Raw genomic sequence first — 18686 nt, forward strand, 5'->3', positions numbered from 1 at the left:
TTTATAGGAGGTATTAACATGACACAAACAAAAGTGGAGACTCTAAAAAATTATATTGGTGGTTCTTGGATAGAATCTAAATCAGACAAAAAAGAAGCCTTATTTAATCCAGCTACGGAAGAAATAATTGCTTATGTACCTATTTCAGCAAAAGAAGACGTGGATTATGCTGTGGAAATCGCTCAAGAAGCTTTTGAAACCTGGAAAGAGGTACCTGTTCCAAAACGAGCTCGAATATTGTTTAAATATCAGCAATTATTAGTCGAAAATGGGGATAGATTAGCAGAATTAATAACCATCGAAAATGGGAAACCATTCAAAGAAGCACAAGGGGAAGTCCAAAGGGGAATTGAAAATGTGGAATTTGCTGCTGGTGCTCCATCACTAATGATGGGTGAACAGTTGTCCTCTATATCTTCAGGCCTTGAATCGGGAGTTTATCGCTATCCAATAGGTGTTATTGGAGGCATAACACCATTTAACTTTCCCATGATGGTACCCTGCTGGATGTTTCCGATGGCTATTGTAACTGGAAATACTTTTATATTGAAGCCATCTGAACGAACCCCATTACTTGCTAATTATTTGGCTGAATTATTGGAAGAAGCAGGACTTCCCAAAGGTGTGTTTAACATCGTCCATGGTGCTCACGATGTGGTTAATGGACTTCTTGACGATAACGGTGTCGAAGGTATTTCATTTGTTGGTTCACAACCTGTAGCTGAATATGTTTATAAACGAGGAACAGAAAATTTAAAACGCGTTCAGGCACTAGCTGGTGCAAAAAATCACTCGATTGTTCTAAAAGATGCGAACCTTGATCATTCCACAACCCAAATATTAAATGCAGCATTTGGTTCAGCGGGTGAACGTTGTATGGCTGCATCTGTAGTAGCAGTTGAAGAGTCTATTGCAGATTCATTCGTTGAACAGCTGATTCAAAAGGCTAATGATGTGAAAATTGGAAACGGTTTAGATAATGATGTATTCCTTGGTCCCGTTATTCGTGAACAGCACAAGGAGCGTACACTAAATTATATTGAAACGGGTGAACAAGAGGGTGCTAAACTCGCTAGGGATGGACGGAACGATCAAAGTGCACAAAGTAAAGGATATTTTGTAGGACCAACAATTTTTGACAATGTTACTACAGATATGAAAATTTGGCAGGATGAAATTTTTGCCCCAGTATTATCAATTGTACGCGTTAAGAACTTAAATGAAGCCATAACAGTAACTAATCAATCACGTTTCGCCAATGGATCCTGCATATTCACTAGAGACGGAGGAGCCGTACGTCAATTTCGTGAAAATATTGATGCGGGTATGCTCGGTGTTAATATTGGTGTTCCTGCACCCATGGCTTTCTTTCCATTCTCTGGCTGGAAAGATTCATTTTATGGCGACTTGCATGCAAATGGAAAAGATGGTCTTGCATTTTATACACGTCAAAAAGTGATTACATCTCGCTGGGTGTAGGGATTCGCGAAAAAGATGGAGGATATAACCTCCATCTTTTTCATTCCAAAAATACCATCATTTTAATAGGGAGGAATTTAGTGTGGTTTCTGATAAAGTTGTATTAATTACAGGTGCAGCCAGTGGAATTGGTTATGAAATCGGAGTTGACTTTTTACGTGAGGGTGCCAAAGTTGCTTTTATCGATATAAATGAAAACAGGCTAAATAAAGCTTTAGAAGTAATAAATGATTATGATTGTATTGGACTCCAATGTGATGTATCCAAAGAAGATGAATTAAAAATAGCGATAGATAAGACGATAGAACAATATGGAAAAATTGATGTTTTAATTAATAATGCTGGTTTACAACACGTTGCCTCAGTAGAAGATTTTCCTGCTGATAAATTTGAAGAAATGATTCAAGTAATGCTTGTGGCACCATTTGTAGCGTCAAAGTATGTTTTACCAACAATGAAAAAAGAAGGGTGGGGTCGAATCATAAACATTTCTTCTATCTGGGAAAGCTGCTTATAATAGTGCTAAACATGGTGTTATTGGTTTAACAAAGGTTACTGCATTAGAAACAGCAGAGCATGGTATTACCGTAAATGCATTGTGTCCTGGATATGTAGATACACCATTAGTTCGTGGACAATTTGAAGAGATTGCTAAAAATCGAAATGTTCCATTAGAAAAGGTGCTGGAGGAAGTATTGTTTCCTTTAATACCACAAAAACGTTTACTTGATGTGAGGGAAGTTGTGGATTATACATTCTTTTTGGCAAGTGATAAGGCAAAAGGCGTGACTGGTCAGGCCGTTACTTTGGATGGTGGGTATACTGCGCAGTAGATTAAGCATTGCTTTAGGATTTGAATGGATATGATCCTTTCTTAAAGACGTGAATGTAAGGAAAAGGCCTTAATATACAGGTGTTTGTATATTAAGGCCTTTTCCTTTTTGCGATAAAGAATCAATCCTTTAATGGGTTTATTAGGGGATTACCCATCTGATGAAAATTTTTACTGGATATTGAAAATTAGTCGTAAAAATGAGAGAATTAATAAAGCAACCGAACGATAGGTAGGTGGAATGATGAGTGCTATAAAAATACGTAATATTGCTCTGTCTCATTTCGCAAAGCATGGTTATGAGGGATCTTCACTAAATGAAATTGCCAAAGAAGTAGGAATTAAAAAGGCATCCATTTATTCTCATTACAAGGGAAAGGATGATTTGTTTCTTACGGTTGTCAGATATGTTTTTCAATATGAACGAAGAAAAATTCTGATATATTTCCAATCCTCTAAACAAAAGCCAATTAAAACGAAATTACAGGATTTTTTTGCTTTTATAGAAGAGGGGTTCAATCAATCCGATACGACCAAGCTTTTATTAAGAATGTGTTTTTTTCCGCCGTGGAATTTACGGGATAAGGTTTCGGAAATCGTTAATTCATTTATTGATGGTATGCAAAGGGCTTTAGGGAAGCTCATGACATTTCACAAGAATAAGGGTGAATTTATTGGTGTGAATATTCACCAAGCGGCTTTGGCTTATATAACCTTAGTAGATGGAGTGATTATTGAACTCCTGTTTACCGGAAAAAATAAATTCTTTGAACGGGTAAATGTATCATTCCCGATTTATTGGCAGGGGATTGCAGCAGTTGAGAAGGAGTGATCAAGATGAACAAATATTGGCTATATGTATTATTCTCAGCTCTGTTTGAAGTGTTCTGGGTGGCGGGCCTTAAGCATGCAGACAACCTTTTCGAATGGAGTTTAACTATAATCGCAATAATCATTACTTTTATCCTCTTACCGATCTCTGCAAAGTACCTTCATGTTGGAACTCTTTACACGGTTTTTGCCGGTCTTGGAACAGCTGGTACGGTTTTAGTGGAGATAATGGTGTTCGGGGAGCCTTTTAATCTATTAAAAGTAGTATTAATCGGTATACTTCTAATAGGTGTTATTGGATTAAAGCAAGTCTCAAATGAGCCTTCAGATACAAAGGGGGCAGCATAATGGCATGGTTAGCAATTGTTATAGCGGGAATTTGTGAAGTTACTGGCGTTTTGAATTTAAAACGATTAGCTATGAAAAAGTGGGATGCATTAATTGTTCTCATAGTTACCTTTGGTTTGAGTTTGACACTTTTAGCCTATGCTATGCAAACACTATCAATGGCTACCGTTTATGGTGTATGGACTGGAATCGGGACTGTAGGGTCAACTGTAATGGGAATGATCCTTTACGGAGAACCGAGAGAATGGAAACGACTATTATTTATTGCTATGATTCTTTCTTCAGCAGTTGGTCTGAAGCTTATTTCATAGATGTGTACTTTAGCAGGAAATTAATCACTTTAGACTACTGGATATAAACATTGAGGCATCTTGATTCATAAAAATACGTTTCCCATGATAGAAGGTCTTAATTTCAATGGATTTAAATCCAATTTCGGATAATCCTTTTCTCAGTTCTTCATGCGAAAAACCGTTATGAACTTTCGGATGGTTTATTTTATCGTTTTTGTCAAAATCAATAATAATTAGCTTGCCACCACTATTTAAAATGTTGAACAATTCTTGTAAAATTTTTTTAGTATCTGGAATATGAAGAAGGACTAGTGACATTAAAACGATGTCTGCCTTACGTTCAGGAGTTTCTTGAGTAAAATCTGAACAAAGCACGTTTAAGTTGGTCATTCCTTTGCGGGAAATTTTAGCTTTTGCAACATCCAACATTTGTTTTGATGAATCTACCAACAAAATAGAATCTACTAAATCGGATAATTCTAAACTAATGAGACCGGTACCACTCCCATAGTCTAATAAAGATTTGGATTTACTATTTCGTAATGCTGGTCTTACTTCGTTAACGATCACTTTAGCTAATTCCATTCTTTCTTCTGTATCATATCTTTTTGCCATCTGTTCAAAAACGTTATTTTCCATATTCCATTCTCCTAGTCATTAAAATTTCAGGTTATATAGTGGCCATTATAGCAAAAATCAAAACCTAAAGGTACGATTCTCTCCCTTCAAACCACTGGTATAGTGGATAATCTGACCGAAAAGGTTTATTTCTTTCCATAAAGACGAGGGAAGACCCGTTTTTTCTAAATTGAATAGGGAGAGATTAATAGCTGTAGAAGATACTGAAAATGCCCAGATTTTTAAACTCTGGGCATTTTCTATTTTCTAGTGACATGATTTATCAGGTTATAAGATTGTTCATTCTATTTTCCCTTACATTAACTTCAAAATCTTATATTAACTTGATGACACCGTAGAATCCATACTTTCCCAAACGGATTTTTCCTTTTTCCCATGCATGAAAAAGTAGAGTACAATAGTGGCAAGCACAAGCAAGCCCATAATGATGTATAAGTGACGATATCCGGTGAATGGGATAATCATTCCAAGCAAATACGGTCCAAATCCAAGTCCTGCATCTAGAGATATATAGTAGGTGGATGTTGCCAGCCCTACCCGATGAGAAGGGGTAACTTGAACGGCGATAGCCTGCGTGATGGATTGCATATTCCCAAATCCAAGACCAATCAGAACCCCTGCTAGTAATAGGACGATACTATTTTCAGCTGTACTTAATAGAAGTAATCCGCATCCAAAAAGAATAAAAGCCGGATACATTACAGAATTGGCCCCTTTTAAGTCCATTAAGCGTCCAGTAAAGGGGCGCGATACCAAGATCGCTACTGCATAAACAACAAAGAATAAACTGGCTATTTCGACCAGATCAATTTCAATCGCATAGAAATTAATAAATGATAGAACACTAGAGTAACCTAGCGATATGATTAGCACAACGAGTGCAATAGGTAATGCTTTTGGTTCAATAAAGCTGGAAAGGCTCCATTTATTTGAGTTATTCGGTTGTGCTTTCTTTTTCCCTTCTGGTACGTTTAAAAAGAATGCTATGAGTAAGCTAATGATTCCTAACACGAGGCAAAAACTAAAGATGACTTGATAAGTCGTGTGCTCACTCATAAAAAGACCAATAAACGGACCAATAGCCGTGGCCAATGTAATGCTCATACTGTAATACCCGATTCCTTCCCCTTTTCGCTCTTCAGGGATAACACCAGCGACAATCGTTCCTGTTGCTGTACTCGCCATCCCTAATGCAATTCCATGTAATAAACGGGTAATAAGCAGAAAAGTAATGCCTGTATCTATGAAATATAATAAGGAAGTCAAAATAAAAAAGATTAGCCCAGAATATAACATTCTTTTGTTACCAATTTTCGAAATCATACGTCCAAGAAACAGCCGCCCGATTAGTGTTCCAATAATAAAAACCCCAGTGACTAGTCCACCCTGGCTTTCAGAAGCGGCAAATTCCTCTACTGCGTAGACAGCCATTGTTACCAATAATAAATAAAAGACTAAGTATAAGAAAAAGTTGGCTGATGAGACAATGATAAAATCCTTTGTCCATAATTTAGCTTTTAATTGATTCACGAATCGATCACCTTAATTCATTATATTTTGTTTCCATGGATGTGTAACTTTAATAGCTTATCAAAAATATTAGAAGTGTGTCTAGTACGAGTAAGGTAATGGATGAGTTGTGAATACTGGTGCAGAGGGGATTAACCTATTTTCCCTTCAGTGTTGGTAAATGAAGATCCAAAGTAAAAAACAGGAGGCTAATCCTGTTTTTTACAATAAGGAGAATGATAAAAAGAAAGCTCAAGTGGATAAAAATTCAGGATGGGCCACGTCCAGTTCCGGCTCCAACGACTAGTGCTACTACCTAAATCCCGTAGGATGAATCAACATCGACACGAATCGGTTCGTCGTGTTTGCTTTATCACCTGCAGCTTTAGTCCAGTCCGTACGTCGCTAAAGGGGGACTTTCGGCTTTTGTTCCTGGAACCATGAACGTGTTCCTGACTATTCTTTCCATACCTTTTCCAGCGCTTCTTTAAAGGTATCTAATGGCTGTGCACCGGAAAGCGAGTATTTTCGGTTGATGACAAAGAATGGAACACCACTCGCTCCCATCTGTTGTGCCATTTGTTCATCTTCTCTTACATCACCTGCATAGGCCGTTTCATCATTTAATACTTCTAATGCCTGATCCCGGTCTATCCCTGAATCTTCTGCAATGTCAGCGATTGTGTCGATGTCACCTACATTTTTGTTTTCCGTAAAATAGCCGTGCAGGAAATTTTCTATGAGCTCTTTTTCCTTGCCTTGCGTCTTGGCGTACTTTGCCAGGCGATGCGCATCAAACGTATTGGTTGGCTTCATATTATCATAGTTATAGGTAAGCCCGATATCAGCAGCTTGCTGAATGATTCCTTTATTCATCTCTTTTACTTGCTCGATACTGGATCCAAACTTGAGAGCTAAGGAATCATAAATGCCTTCTTCTGCATATTTTGGTGCATTGGGATCCAGTTCAAAACTTCTGAACTCTACTTCGATTTCATCACTATGTGGAAATTGGTCGAGCGCCATTTCTAAACGTCGCTTTCCGATATAACAAAACGGACAAACAAAATCTGACCATACCTCAATTTTCAAAATAAACACCTCATTCATAAGTTTATCGTTATTGTAGCATAGGGATGGGGTGTTAAACGAACAATTCTTATGCTATCTGTATGATTAAAACGTCTGGCATTCGTCTGGGGGAAATGTAAGATTCAGGACAAGATTAAAAATAGGGGAGTAATCAAAATTCCTGCTATACATAAAAATGGCTGCTACCACCTAAGTGTAACCAGTTTAAAGCGGTAGCAACCATTTATGAATTCATTTTCTTTAACTTTTTTGCGCTTCGATTCGGTGATGAAATTCATCTTTTATTTCCTTAAGAGTTTCTTCATTAGTTAAAAGTTCAAATCCTGTAAGAGCAAGAGCTTTGGCACCAGCTATCAAGGCACGGTCGCCTTCCTCAGAGTTCGCTGCCTTACGAAATTCAGGAGTATGGTTTACTAATGTATCAGGGCCAATTTTAATATAAGGATGAATCGTTGGGACAACATTACTGATATTTCCGGCATCAGTAGAACCAAGCCCTTTGCTGTTTTCCGTATCAATTGTTTCACCCAGCTCGTGAATTTTATCAACATATACTTGATCAAATCGTCTATTCAGGACAAAGTGATCGACTTCGTTTTGAAACTGAATCACATTTACCTCAGTCCCTGTAGATAGAGCGGCACCTTCAGCAATTCGTTTAACCTTCTGAGTAACCCGAGCACAGGTTTGTCGGGTGTTCGCCCGGATAAAGAACCTTGCCTTTGCATAGTCCGGCACAATATTTGGAGCTTTTCCTCCATCGGTAATAATTCCGTGAATTCTAACGTCATCTGTAACATGCTGGCGTAATGCATTAATGCCGTTAAATAGTTGAATGACTCCATCCAGAGCGTTAATCCCTTCCTCAGGAGAGGAGGCGGCATGGGCTGATTTTCCGTGAAATTCAAAATCTAATGGGTCAACGGCTAAAGACGGTCCTGTGACAGCAGATTTAGCAAAGGGGTGTACCATCATACACGCATCAATGCCTTCGAGTAAACCGTGCTTTACAAAGCTTCCTTTCGCACTTCCATTAGGTCCGCCTTCTTCGGCAGGTGTACCAAGTACTACTACACCTCCACCCGTTTGTTCAATCACTTGGGATAACGCAATAGCAGCGGCAACACTGGCCGTGCCAATAATATTATGTCCACAGGCGTGACCGAGACCAGGGAGGGCATCATACTCCGCTAAAAATCCAATTGTTGGACCTTTGTGACCGGAATCGTATTTAGCAATAAAGGCGGTTTCATGTCCTGCTACTTCACGTTCAACTGTAAAATGATTTTTCTCAAGAGTACGGCTTAACAGCCCTGAAGCAAACTTCTCTTCGTTTCCGATTTCAGGGTTGGCGTGAATTCGATGACTAATGGATATATAATGATTAGTCAGTTGATTGATTTGAGAAATAATATCTTCATTTAATTTGTTTTTTGTGACTTTGGTTGCCATGCTCTCACTCCTTTATTTTTAGTTGAAGCCTACCATCCAATTTCCTTTAGAGGAACAAAGGTAGGAATAAGAGAGTTATCAAAAACTTCCTTAATATGTTCTGCAACATCTTCGCTTTGGTAAATTTCCGCAAGTTTTTGCAGGGTTGGATCGTCGGCATCTTCAGTTTGAACAGCCAAAATATTAATATATGGCGTTGCAGTATCATCTTCTATGAAAATAGCGTCTTCAACGGGAGTGAAGCCTGCCTCAACGGCAACACCGTTATTAATTACAGATGCGTCAACATCCGGCAATACACGTGGAGTCTGGGCTGCGACAACAGGCTCAAATTTTAATTCTTTAGGATTGCTTTGAATCGATTTTAAATCGCCATTTCCATCAAAGTCTTCCGGTAACGTGATGAGACCAGCTGATTGCAGTAAAAGCAATGCGCGCCCCATGTTCGTTGCTTCCTGCGGTAATGCGATGGTGGCTCCGTCCGGGATATCTGCTGGATTTTCGTATTTATCGGAATAGAGTCCCATTGGTGCAATGAGCGTGGTCGCAATTGGTTCAAGATCTAGATTACGCTCTTCTATAAAGGAATCAAAGTAAGAAACCGTTTGGAAAGCGTTCATGTCAATTTCGCCATTTGATAAGGCTAAATTAGGGCGGACATAATCAGAAAACTCAACCAGTTCTACCTTAATTCCTTCCCCAGCAGCTTTTTCCTTCACATATTCCCAAATAGGAACACCGGAAGCGTTCATACCGACTTTTACGACTTCTTCTTTGGAATTACTGGCACTTGATGAATTTCCACAGCCGGAAATGACAATTAAAACAGATAAAAATACTAGGATTAATGATAAAAACTTTTTCATGGTTAATCGCTCCTTTATCTTCTTCTAATAATATGGGATAGACGGTTACCAATGGATTGGATGGATTGAACGATTATAACCAGTAAAACAACCGTCACAATCATCACTTCTGTTTCAAATCGCTGATAACCATAGGCAATGGCCAAATCACCTAATCCACCGCCGCCAACGACTCCAGCCATGGCGGAGGCTCCGACCAGACCAATCGTTGCAATCGTGAAATTTAAGACAAGTGAACTAAGAGCTTCAGGGACGAGTACGCGAAAAATGATTTGATTCGGTGTTGCGCCCATTGATTCAGCAGCCTCAATCACACCTGGATCAATCTCCAGCAAGCTATTTTCCACCAGGCGCCCAATGTAAGGAGCGGCATAAATAATTAATGGAACTATGGCCGCTGTTGTTCCGATAGATGTTCCTACAACAAATCTCGTAAATGGAATAATGGCAACGAGCAAAATAATAAAAGGGACTGAACGAAAGATATTAATAATAGGATTTAGAATGTTAAAGATATATTTGTTTTCTAACAGGTGTCCTGGTCTTGTCACAACGACAGCAATACCTAAAGGAAGCCCGATAATTCCGGCAAAAAGTAAGGCTGCGCCGACCATAATAAATGTATCGGCGGTTGCCTGTAAGATTTCTAACCAAAATGTATCCCAATTAATTTGCATCTGCTAGCACCTCCTGAAGCTGGACGGACTGATTGATATATAGCTGAGCCCGCCTGATTTCATCTTCTTTTCCCTGTAGTTCAATGATGAGGTTACCGAACGGGATATCCTGAAGTTCAGTAATCTGTCCGTGAAGTACATTCACTTCAACATGGAATCGTTTGGCGACCTGGGATAACAATGGATACCCGGTGGAATCACCGACAAACGTTACTCGGTAGATATGTCTAGAATCATTTTCTAATAAATGTAGAATGGATTTTGGAATTCGGTCATTCATCACGGAGCTGACAAAGTTTTGTGCCGTTTTGGTTTGTGGATTAGAAAATACGTCAAAAATACTTCCCTGCTCTATAATTTTTCCATTCTCCATCACAGCGACTTTTTGACAGACATCGCGTATCACCTGCATTTCATGTGTAATAATTAAAATGGTAATTTTGTATTCACGATTAATCCGTTTTAAGAGCTCCAGAATAGAAGCTGTTGTCTGTGGATCAAGTGCAGACGTTGCTTCATCACATAATAAAATGTCAGGTGAAGTAGCCAAAGCCCGCGCGATTCCTACTCGCTGTTTTTGCCCGCCGGATAATTGGTCAGGATATTTTTCTGCCTGTTCACTAAGTCCAACAAATTCAAGCAGCTGATCTACCCGGTTTTTGATTGTTGGTTTATCTTCTCCTGCCAGTCGTAATGGAAACGCAATATTATCGTAGACTTTCTTTGACTCCAACAGGTTAAAGTGTTGAAAGACCATACTGATTTTTTTGCGTGCTTCGCGCAACTTAGTACTGGATATGGCGGTTAAGTCTCTTCCATTTACGACTACCTTACCAGTGGTTGGCTTTTCTAAGAGGTTAACGCAGCGTAATAACGTACTTTTTCCAGCCCCGCTAAAGCCGATTACTCCGTATATATCTCCTTTTTCCACGGTTAAATTGACGTCCTGAACCGCGGTAACCTGCTTTTCACCTGATTCAAATACTTTTGATACATTCTTAAGCTCAATCATGCGTGACCCTCCCCGATAGCTGTTCATCATCGTTTCCATGTAGATAAAGAAAACCCCTCTTCGATAAGAAGAGGGGTTAGAGTCAATATGTAAAAACAACCGCGCTCTTCTTATCTTTCAAGCCAATTGTATGGCTTGTCGGATTTGGCACAGTGTTTCAGCTTTTACTGAAACCCGCTGCCGAGGCTTCAAAGGGCCGTATCCCTCCACCTCTCTTGATAAGAAGTACAATTTCAAAATATTTTATTGTTAAATAATTTTAAAATAATCATACGAGAAAGGACAATTATATGTCAATGATTTTTTGAAAAGTGTGTAAAAAGTCCCTGGTGTAAATGATCAAATGAAAGAGGAGAAGACTTTCATCCTGAATCCTTTCGCATGGGCAAAAAGCCTTCTTGACAATAATCTGATTCATGTACTACGATATGATGCGATTCTCAATACTTTAAGTAAAACTATAGTATTTTCAAATAAACATCAAGAAAGGAGTAAAATAAAATGGGATTATTTTGGCTGATTGGACGTTTGATTTTGGGGATTTATTTTCTTATGACAGGATTTAATCATCTTAAAAATTATCAAGGCATGAAACAGGCTTGCGAACAAAAAAATCTCCCTCTGCCTGGTGCATGTGCATCACTTTCTGGTCTTATTTTGATTATTGGCGGATTAACGATTTTAACTGGTATGTTTGTTGGAATTGGTGTATTACTGCTTGTTATTTTTCTAATCATAGCAGCAACCACGTTCCACAATTATTGGGTATTTGAGGATCCCATGCAAAAAATGGGGGAACAGACTCAATTTATGAAAAATATTGCACTAGCAGCTGCACTATTAATGCTATTACAAATTCAGGACTGGTCCTGGACTCTATAAAACAGGGGATATTCCCCCTGTTTTTTTATGGGGGTTTAACACGGGGAAATGTGGTTTTTGTTTTTGCCTCCCTTTGTAAAGCAATTATTTTGATTTGAATGCCATTAAGGGATAAAATTTCTTTAAGGTCTATTTCTGATTTTCAGTATGGGAATATAATCTTACATAGTCATTTTTACCCAGCTAAACGTATGATGAACGTAATAAAGGAGAGCGCTGCAAATGGAAATAATTGATCTAACAGAAACACGGCCACATGATTCAACCCCCTTAACACTTGTACTTGGTCAGTTTGATGGTGTTCATAAGGGACATCAGCATATCCTGCAAACATCAAAGAAGCAGAAGACGGCTGATGAAACCCTGGCTGTGATGAGCCTTTCTGATCATCCCCTTTGGATTCGAAATCAGAACCCGGATTTTGAAAAAAGAATGACACCAGATAGAGATCGACTTCATTTACTGGAACAATTTGGTGTAGAAAAGTATTATCAAATAAACCACACACAGGGGGATGTGAAGTATCCTTTAGAGGAATGGGTTTTTAACTATCTTGCTCGGTTAAACATAAAGCGATTGATTTTCGGTGAAGGTTTTCGTTTTGGTTTTGACGAATCTTTTCATATGGAAAAGTTTCTGGATTTATGTGCAAAGCGGAATATTGAGATAACGACTGTTCCTCAAGTAAAAGTAAACGGCACCAAAATCAGCAGTCAAACCATTCGGGGTTATATTAAAAAAGGTCTCATGGAACCTGTACATGCTTTACTAGGACGTCCATTTACGATTACAGGAACGGTGATTCATGGTGAAAAAATGGGGCGCAAGCTAGGGTTTCCTACCATTAATCTTGGTGAAATGGAAAATTATGTAGAGCCTAAACCAGGTGTTTATTTAGGGATGGTTGGCATACATAAGAAAGAAGGGATAATAGACTATTGGGATACCCTTATAAGTACGGGATATCGCCCAACAGTTAATGGAGAAGGGTATCTGATTGAAGCTCACCTTCTGAATTTTTCTGGTGATTTGTATAACCAGACTGTATCCATCTCCTTTTTACGTTTTATGCGAGAGGAATTAAATTTTGACAGTTTAGATAAACTAATAGAACAAATGGAAAAAGATAAGATAGAAGGCGAGAGACTGATGGGGCATTTTTAGTGCCTGTCACCACCCGAATTTTGTCGAATTTAGTAGGAGCTGTAATAACATAGGAAAGGTGGAATTCTTTATGAAATATGTTCAATTAAGAAACGATCAGATACCTCCTATCGCGTTAGGAACCTGGTCCTGGGGAAGTGGTGCAAATAGTGGAGAAGATGTTTTTGGTAATCAATTGACCGATGAAGATTTAAAGCCTGTGTATGAAGCAGCGATGAAAGCTGGATTTCATTTGTGGGATACAGCTGCTGTTTATGGCATGGGTGCTTCTGAAACCATTTTGGGGCAGTTTATTAAGGAATCGGACAATGTGTTAATCTCAACAAAATTCACTCCAGGCGCCCAGGAAGATATGGAAAAGTCCATTACCGAAAGCTTTAATCGGCTTGGTGTAAATTATGCGGACATTTATTGGATACATAATCCCAATGATGTAGAAAAATGGACCAATGAGCTAATTCCTTTGATGAAAAAGGGAAAGGTCAAGCATGCTGGCGTTTCCAACCACAACTTAGAAGAAACGAAGCTCGCTGCTTCGATTCTCGAAAAAGAAGGCTTAAAGCTTTCTGCTGTACAAAACCATTATAGTTTGCTTTATCGTGCCTCAGAAGATGCGGGTATTATTGACTGGTGCAATGAAAATGGTGTGGTCTTCTTTTCATACATGGTGTTGGAGCAAGGGGCATTGACCGGAAAGTATACACCGCAGAATCCATTTACACCTGGAACACGAAGAGGAGAGGCGTTTAATGTTGAAGTCCTAGAAAAGTTGACTCCTTTATTAGAGGATATGAATAGAATCGGGGAAGCTCACGGTGTAGAACCTACACAAATTGCTGTTGCATGGGCGATGGCAAAAGGAACGGTGCCGATTATAGGTGTTACGAAATCCAGACATGTTGATGGAGCTGTGGCAGCCGCTGATGTTGAGTTATCCAACCAGGAAATGAAAGACCTAGAGTCATCAGCCAAAGCTACAGGTATCGAAATCAAAGGAGCCTGGGAAAAGGAAATGTAGTGGTCAATTGGGCTGGGACATAACAAAAAACAATCAATTCAAAAAGAAAACAGTGAACGATTTTATCGAAATATATTTCCGGAGCGTGCACCAACCATCATTTCTATTTCGTTCGGATTTTTTGATAAAACGCTTTTGTCCCAGCCCCTTCCACTCTCAGGATTTTTTAAGTTTCAAAAACTTCTTTCCGTTCCTCGTTATTAAATATTCCCTTCTATATAGATCTAAATCTCCTATGTATTATCCTAAATCCTTTGGCAACCCAACTGAAAGTGAGTATACTTTCCTCTTTACCTCACCTTACATTATACAAAAGCAAATCTTATAAAAAGGTCGTTTAACATGAGTAGGCTAAAGCTATTGCGTAAAAACTAAGCTTAGACAAAATATAGGGAGGAAAGTGTAATGCCTATTCAAAACGACCACGAAATTCAAAAGCTGCATGAAATGTCTGAGCAATTGGAAAACGCTGCTCAACAAGCAGTAAATGATGCCAATCCTGAAGAAATGAAAAGAATTCAAAAACAATTACGCAAGGTACAAGATCAAATACAGGAAGCACGAGGGAAGGCGATAAATGGTAATGGGGGTTCAGGTGAGCCATTATTTGATGCCCAAATGCGTGTAGAAGAAAGTCAGCACCGAATGGAGAGAGCGATTAATAATATAAGTGCCAATCAAAATGATGTCCAACCGTAATAATCATCGTTTTATCAGTATGTAGAAGAGAATGTTTTCTTTAGGCCATACAGGTTCATCGTCCATCATTTCTCTAAAATGATGGACTTTTTTTATCCTATCCTTGTCCTTTCCTTTCTTTTTAATCTGTAAATCCCGTTGATAGACTGATGCTCTGATTCTACTGTTCCTATCATACTAGTGGAATTATACATAGTTTATATACGATAGCCCTTACAGGAAGGGGGATATTGCATATAGTGAAGTGAAATCTATTATAGAAAGGGAGGATATAAATGGCTTTAACGGATAGACAAAGAACTCTCTTACGGATGTTTAATCAGATGATGTTACAAAATCTACCCGTAAATAATACTAATGGAACCACTGAAAATAATTTATCTGACTTAGTAGACTTTAATTTTGATTTGGACGTTAGCTTGGGTGGTAATGATGGTGCTAATGGAGACGATGATGCTGGTGCAGACACTCCTGCAACCATAAGAGACGTGCTAGTAGATTTAACTAATGAATCGGTTGAGGTTACGACAACCTTTGGTCCAGTATCCGGAACTTTGATTGCTGTAGAAGATGATTATATTGCTCTTATTGATAGTGCTGGTGATACAGTGCTGGTTCCAATTAATCAAATTGAATATGTAAGTGAATTATAAAAGGAGGGTGTGTAGGATGTTTCAAGATACCTTTGCAGGGGAATTAGCGACACGTTTAGGTTCAAGAGTAGAAGTAGCGACAGATAGTAATTTAATTGAGGGAGTCTTAGCAACAGTAACCAGTGAATTAATTCTGGTTATTGATGTAATGAGTGGTTATGGACAAAATAATAAGATCTATCTGTCCTTAGATGCCGTTAACTATATTACCTTCACTTCCGCAGCGGCATAAATAGGAAGTAGATTAAATCTTTTACGAAAAAATAGATCTAAAAAGGCGACTCTTTATAGAGTCGCCTTTTTATGGTAGGGAGTGATAATATGGAAGCTTTGTCGATAAAATTTTCGGAATGACCAAGTTCAGCGCCAGTGAAAAGCAACCAGAGAGACTTCCTTTATTTTCGTATGTTGCTAAACTGGCGCCTCCCTCTTTTGTTCTATCTATCATTTATGAAATTTTCACATCCCTGTAAATAAGGGCTACTGGTCATGATTTACCAGTTTGTAACATACAATCATTTTTGAATGGTATTGATGTGTCTAGTCGTGGATTAATGCTGATAAATGGCCTCGCTTATTTCTTGACTTATTTGTAAGGCTATCAAACCATCTACTCCTGAAACAGAAGGATTTTTATCCGATTTAATACAGTCAATAAAGTCAATTAACTGAAGCTTCAATGGCTGAATTTCGTTATCAAAGGCAATCGTTTTGGTAATATAATGATTGGATAGTATAATCCTGCCAGCTAAGATATCCGCTTCAATTAAAGCATTTTCTGTTAGAATACTTATCCTCCTAATTTTTCTCTGGGATTTGAAGCTTGCCGTTAATTGGGCAATGACACCTTTTGAGGATTTAGCGATAACGGTTGCGTACTTCGGTGTGTTTTCGATGATTTTTCCCAACGTATAAAAGTCTATCATTTCATCTTGAAGAAGTTCACGTACCAGATATAAATCATGAATCATTAAATCTTTTACCACATCGACATCTTTTATTTTCTCATCATACGGACTCATTCTATGAAAGTCTACACCAATTATTTTTTCATTTTTCAGTTCCTGCGAAAGAATTTGAATAAGTGGGTTAAAAAGTTCAATGTGTCCGACCTGTAGTTTGACACCAGCTTGTGAGGCTTCGGAGATTAAATGTTCTGCGTTTTCTAATGTGTCTGTGATCGGTTTTTCCATGAGCATGTGGACATGATGTTTCACACAAAGTAAGCCAATGTCGTAATGAAGTTCAGTCGGTACTGCGATACTAACTGCATCAACAGATTCAAGGAGATTAGGTAATGATTGAAATTTCTTTACTTTATACTTTTTAGCAATCCTTTGGGTTTTTTCTTCGTCACGATCGTAAATTCCAACGAGTTTGCAATGATCTCTCATAGATAAATACGTTTTAACATGATTTTCCCCCATATTTCCTGTTCCTATTACACCGACTTTCATAAATAATTCTCCTTCTATAAATGATTGCACATGATATCTTATGCATAAGCGAGGAATTGAGGTAGACTGCCATAATGAAAGATTTAAAATTGGCTCTAGTCCTGTAATTAATAGATTTTAATAGGGAGGGAGGAGCATAACGATTGGTAAATATCCTATTTATTGCAGAGGATACATCCGGATTACTTTATAAGAACTTTTCCTATTTAGAAGAGGAGCTTTCGAAAATAGTAAATATCAAGATATGGAGAAAATCAGGCCATATACGCTCTATTCTCAAAAAAATAGAAATGGCCCCTGATTTTATTCTCATATTAAATGATATAGATAGACGAATGTCTCCAGTAATTAGAGGGCTTGCACATATTGAGATTCCTACGGGGTTATTTGTTAATGATGTACATCGTTTTACAAAGCTTCGAAAAAATTATGTGGATAAAAATCAAATTTCCTATTTGTTCCCAGTTGTTCGAGATAAATTTATTGAAACCTATCCAGAGTATCGAAAGAAAATGAAGTGGTTTCCTCACGGTGTCAATATTGAACTGTTTCGGGATTATGGAATAGAAAAAGACATCCCTTTGTTAATGACAGGAGCAGTTAATAACGATTACCCACTAAGGCAAATAATTGTGGAAGCCTATGAGGGGCAACCGGGCTTTATCCACCACCGCCATCCTGGGTACCGTAGATATAGGGAGGAAGAGGAGAAACAGTATATGATTGGGAAACAGTATGCCAAAGAATTAAATCGTGCAAAGATTATGTTTACTTCACCATCTGTATATTACTATCCAGTCTTAAAATATTTTGAAGCACTCGCCTCTAAGACTCTTCTTCTGGCTCCGACCTTTAAAGAATTAGAGGATCTTGGGTTCGTTCCAGACGTTCATTTTGTGCCGATTCATAAGCATAATTTTAAAGAGAAGGCTGCCTATTTTCTTAAAAATGAGGAAGAACGAATCAAAATTGCAGAACAAGGATATCAATTTGTACGAAATCATCATTCTATTCAAGTGCGAGCACGACAACTCGTTAAAAAAATAGAATATATCGTAAGAAGAACGTAAGAAAGGAGCTAAATAGTTTGTCTACCATTCCTGAAAGTGTCAAAGTAGGGCAGAACACAGTGTTTGAAAAGAATGTAACAATCGGTGAAAATGTGGTAATTGGTCATAATACCGTGATATTAGAAGGTACTGAAATTGGAGACAACGTCACTATAGGTAGCAATTGTGTACTTGGAATCAAACCAAATGTCAGTGCACGAATGAGAAAAACCGAGCAAAAGAAAGACAAATTGATCATTGAATCAGGGACGCGTATAGGACATTTAGTATCGATTTATGCTGGAACCCAGATTTCTCAAAACGTTTTTGTTGGTGATCAAGCGAGTATTCGTGAAAATGTTAGGATTGGCAATACTTCTGTAGTTGGCCGATCAGCTGTAGTTGAACTGAATTCTACTATTGGAAGAGCCTGTACCATTCAAACGTTAGCCTATATTACCGGGGACACAACCCTGGAGGATGATGTGTTTATTGGTCCATGTGTATCCATGTCCAATGATAAATATATGGGGGCAAAACCCTATGAGTTAGAAGGACCATTCATTAAAAAAGGAGCTAAGATTGGCAATAATGCTTCTTTGTTACCGGGGATAATCATTGGTCAGGAAACAATTGTAGGAGCGGGATCCGTTGTAACAAAAGATGTTGGCGATTACAAAGTGATTGCTGGAGTTCCTTCTAAGGATATTCATTCTTAATTATAAGTATATGTT

Annotated in this window: 20 protein-coding genes, 2 pseudogenes and 1 riboswitch; of the genes and pseudogenes, 14 read left to right on the forward strand and 8 right to left on the reverse strand. The window is 38.3% G+C overall.

Annotated features, from left to right (window positions below; genetic code table 11):
- The first annotated feature begins 18 nt into the window (after window positions 1–18).
- The 5 genes and pseudogenes from BMX63_RS03035 to BMX63_RS03055 all read left to right on the forward strand — a co-directional run bounded on the left by BMX63_RS03035 (window position 19) and on the right by BMX63_RS03055 (window position 3801).
- A complete protein-coding gene (locus tag BMX63_RS03035; RefSeq protein ID WP_093131853.1) occupies window positions 19–1479 on the forward strand; it encodes a CoA-acylating methylmalonate-semialdehyde dehydrogenase in 1461 nt (486 codons plus the stop codon).
- 82 nt (window positions 1480–1561) lie between these two features.
- A pseudogene (locus BMX63_RS03040) lies at window positions 1562–2312 on the forward strand (3-hydroxybutyrate dehydrogenase).
- Between the two features lie 243 nt (window positions 2313–2555).
- On the forward strand, window positions 2556–3143 hold the full coding sequence (locus BMX63_RS03045; protein WP_177167157.1) for a TetR/AcrR family transcriptional regulator: 588 nt from the start codon (window positions 2556–2558) through the stop codon (window positions 3141–3143).
- A 5-nt stretch (window positions 3144–3148) separates the two neighbouring features.
- On the forward strand, window positions 3149–3490 hold the full coding sequence (locus tag BMX63_RS03050) for a DMT family transporter (protein ID WP_093131857.1): 342 nt from the start codon (window positions 3149–3151) through the stop codon (window positions 3488–3490).
- Window positions 3490–3801, forward strand: coding sequence for a DMT family transporter (locus BMX63_RS03055; protein ID WP_093131859.1), 312 nt, complete (start codon window positions 3490–3492; stop codon window positions 3799–3801). Before BMX63_RS03050 ends, BMX63_RS03055 begins: the two co-directional genes overlap by 1 nt.
- 24 nt (window positions 3802–3825) lie before the next feature.
- On the opposite strand, the gene BMX63_RS03060 is transcribed toward BMX63_RS03055, so the two are convergent.
- The gene (locus BMX63_RS03060) at window positions 3826–4422 is read right to left on the reverse strand and encodes a class I SAM-dependent methyltransferase (protein ID WP_093131861.1); all 597 of its coding nucleotides are present in this window, start codon (window positions 4420–4422) and stop codon (window positions 3826–3828) included.
- 318 nt (window positions 4423–4740) lie between these two features.
- Window positions 4741–5952, reverse strand: coding sequence for an MFS transporter (locus BMX63_RS03065; RefSeq protein ID WP_093131863.1), 1212 nt, complete (start codon window positions 5950–5952; stop codon window positions 4741–4743).
- 160 nt (window positions 5953–6112) lie between these two features.
- Here BMX63_RS03065 and BMX63_RS18620 point away from each other — a divergent pair, with 160 nt between their 5' ends.
- On the forward strand, window positions 6113–6238 hold the full coding sequence (locus BMX63_RS18620) for a hypothetical protein (RefSeq protein ID WP_281242715.1): 126 nt from the start codon (window positions 6113–6115) through the stop codon (window positions 6236–6238).
- A 152-nt stretch (window positions 6239–6390) separates the two neighbouring features.
- On the opposite strand, the pseudogene BMX63_RS03070 reads toward BMX63_RS18620, so the two are convergent.
- The 5 genes and pseudogenes from BMX63_RS03070 to BMX63_RS03090 form a co-directional block, all read right to left on the reverse strand.
- Window positions 6391–7023 (reverse strand): annotated as a pseudogene (locus BMX63_RS03070) (DsbA family oxidoreductase); the annotation flags it as partial.
- 240 nt (window positions 7024–7263) lie between these two features.
- Window positions 7264–8475, reverse strand: coding sequence for a M20 family metallopeptidase (locus tag BMX63_RS03075; protein WP_093131867.1), 1212 nt, complete (start codon window positions 8473–8475; stop codon window positions 7264–7266).
- Between the two features lie 29 nt (window positions 8476–8504).
- Entirely contained in the window at window positions 8505–9341 is an 837-nt protein-coding gene (locus tag BMX63_RS03080; protein WP_093131869.1) for a MetQ/NlpA family ABC transporter substrate-binding protein, read from the reverse strand.
- A gap of 14 nt (window positions 9342–9355) precedes the next feature.
- Window positions 9356–10018 carry a methionine ABC transporter permease gene (locus tag BMX63_RS03085; RefSeq protein WP_093131871.1) on the reverse strand — a complete coding sequence of 221 codons (663 nt, stop codon included), beginning with the start codon at window positions 10016–10018 and terminating at the stop codon, window positions 9356–9358.
- Window positions 10008–11030, reverse strand: a complete 1023-nt coding sequence (locus BMX63_RS03090) for a methionine ABC transporter ATP-binding protein (protein ID WP_093131873.1) — start codon at window positions 11028–11030, stop codon at window positions 10008–10010. Before BMX63_RS03090 ends, BMX63_RS03085 begins: the two co-directional genes overlap by 11 nt.
- A 107-nt stretch (window positions 11031–11137) precedes the next feature.
- Window positions 11138–11255: riboswitch (SAM riboswitch) on the reverse strand.
- Window positions 11256–11531: 276 nt separating this feature from the next.
- On the opposite strand from BMX63_RS03090, the gene BMX63_RS03095 reads away from it, so the two are divergent.
- From BMX63_RS03095 to BMX63_RS03120, 6 genes are all read left to right on the forward strand, one after another.
- Complete coding sequence (locus BMX63_RS03095) at window positions 11532–11912, forward strand: DoxX family protein (RefSeq protein WP_093131876.1); 381 nt, start codon at window positions 11532–11534, stop codon at window positions 11910–11912.
- A 222-nt stretch (window positions 11913–12134) separates the two neighbouring features.
- Window positions 12135–13076: a riboflavin biosynthesis protein RibF gene (ribF, locus tag BMX63_RS03100; protein WP_093131878.1), complete on the forward strand. Its 942-nt coding sequence runs from the start codon at window positions 12135–12137 to the stop codon at window positions 13074–13076.
- 70 nt (window positions 13077–13146) lie between these two features.
- Window positions 13147–14094 carry an aldo/keto reductase gene (locus BMX63_RS03105; RefSeq protein WP_093131880.1) on the forward strand — a complete coding sequence of 316 codons (948 nt, stop codon included), beginning with the start codon at window positions 13147–13149 and terminating at the stop codon, window positions 14092–14094.
- Window positions 14095–14499: 405 nt separating this feature from the next.
- Window positions 14500–14793 (forward strand): hypothetical protein, encoded by a 294-nt coding sequence (locus BMX63_RS03110; RefSeq protein ID WP_093131882.1) that lies wholly within the window; start codon window positions 14500–14502, stop codon window positions 14791–14793.
- Between the two features lie 275 nt (window positions 14794–15068).
- Window positions 15069–15446, forward strand: coding sequence for a DUF2642 domain-containing protein (locus BMX63_RS03115; RefSeq protein ID WP_093131884.1), 378 nt, complete (start codon window positions 15069–15071; stop codon window positions 15444–15446).
- A 16-nt stretch (window positions 15447–15462) separates the two neighbouring features.
- On the forward strand, window positions 15463–15678 hold the full coding sequence (locus tag BMX63_RS03120) for a hypothetical protein (protein ID WP_093131886.1): 216 nt from the start codon (window positions 15463–15465) through the stop codon (window positions 15676–15678).
- 319 nt (window positions 15679–15997) lie between these two features.
- Here BMX63_RS03120 and BMX63_RS03125 read toward each other — a convergent pair whose 3' ends face one another.
- Window positions 15998–16903: a Gfo/Idh/MocA family protein gene (locus BMX63_RS03125; RefSeq protein ID WP_093131888.1), complete on the reverse strand. Its 906-nt coding sequence runs from the start codon at window positions 16901–16903 to the stop codon at window positions 15998–16000.
- 143 nt (window positions 16904–17046) lie between these two features.
- Here BMX63_RS03125 and BMX63_RS03130 point away from each other — a divergent pair, with 143 nt between their 5' ends.
- Together BMX63_RS03130 and BMX63_RS03135 are read left to right on the forward strand one after the other, a co-directional pair.
- Complete coding sequence (locus BMX63_RS03130) at window positions 17047–17973, forward strand: glycosyltransferase (RefSeq protein WP_093131890.1); 927 nt, start codon at window positions 17047–17049, stop codon at window positions 17971–17973.
- A gap of 17 nt (window positions 17974–17990) precedes the next feature.
- The gene (locus BMX63_RS03135) at window positions 17991–18671 is read left to right on the forward strand and encodes an N-acetyltransferase (RefSeq protein ID WP_245732692.1); all 681 of its coding nucleotides are present in this window, start codon (window positions 17991–17993) and stop codon (window positions 18669–18671) included.
- The last annotated feature ends 15 nt before the right edge of the window (window positions 18672–18686 follow it).

Source organism: Salinibacillus kushneri (assembly GCF_900111405.1).
Classification (GTDB): Bacteria; Bacillota; Bacilli; order Bacillales; family Alkalibacillaceae; genus Salinibacillus; species Salinibacillus kushneri.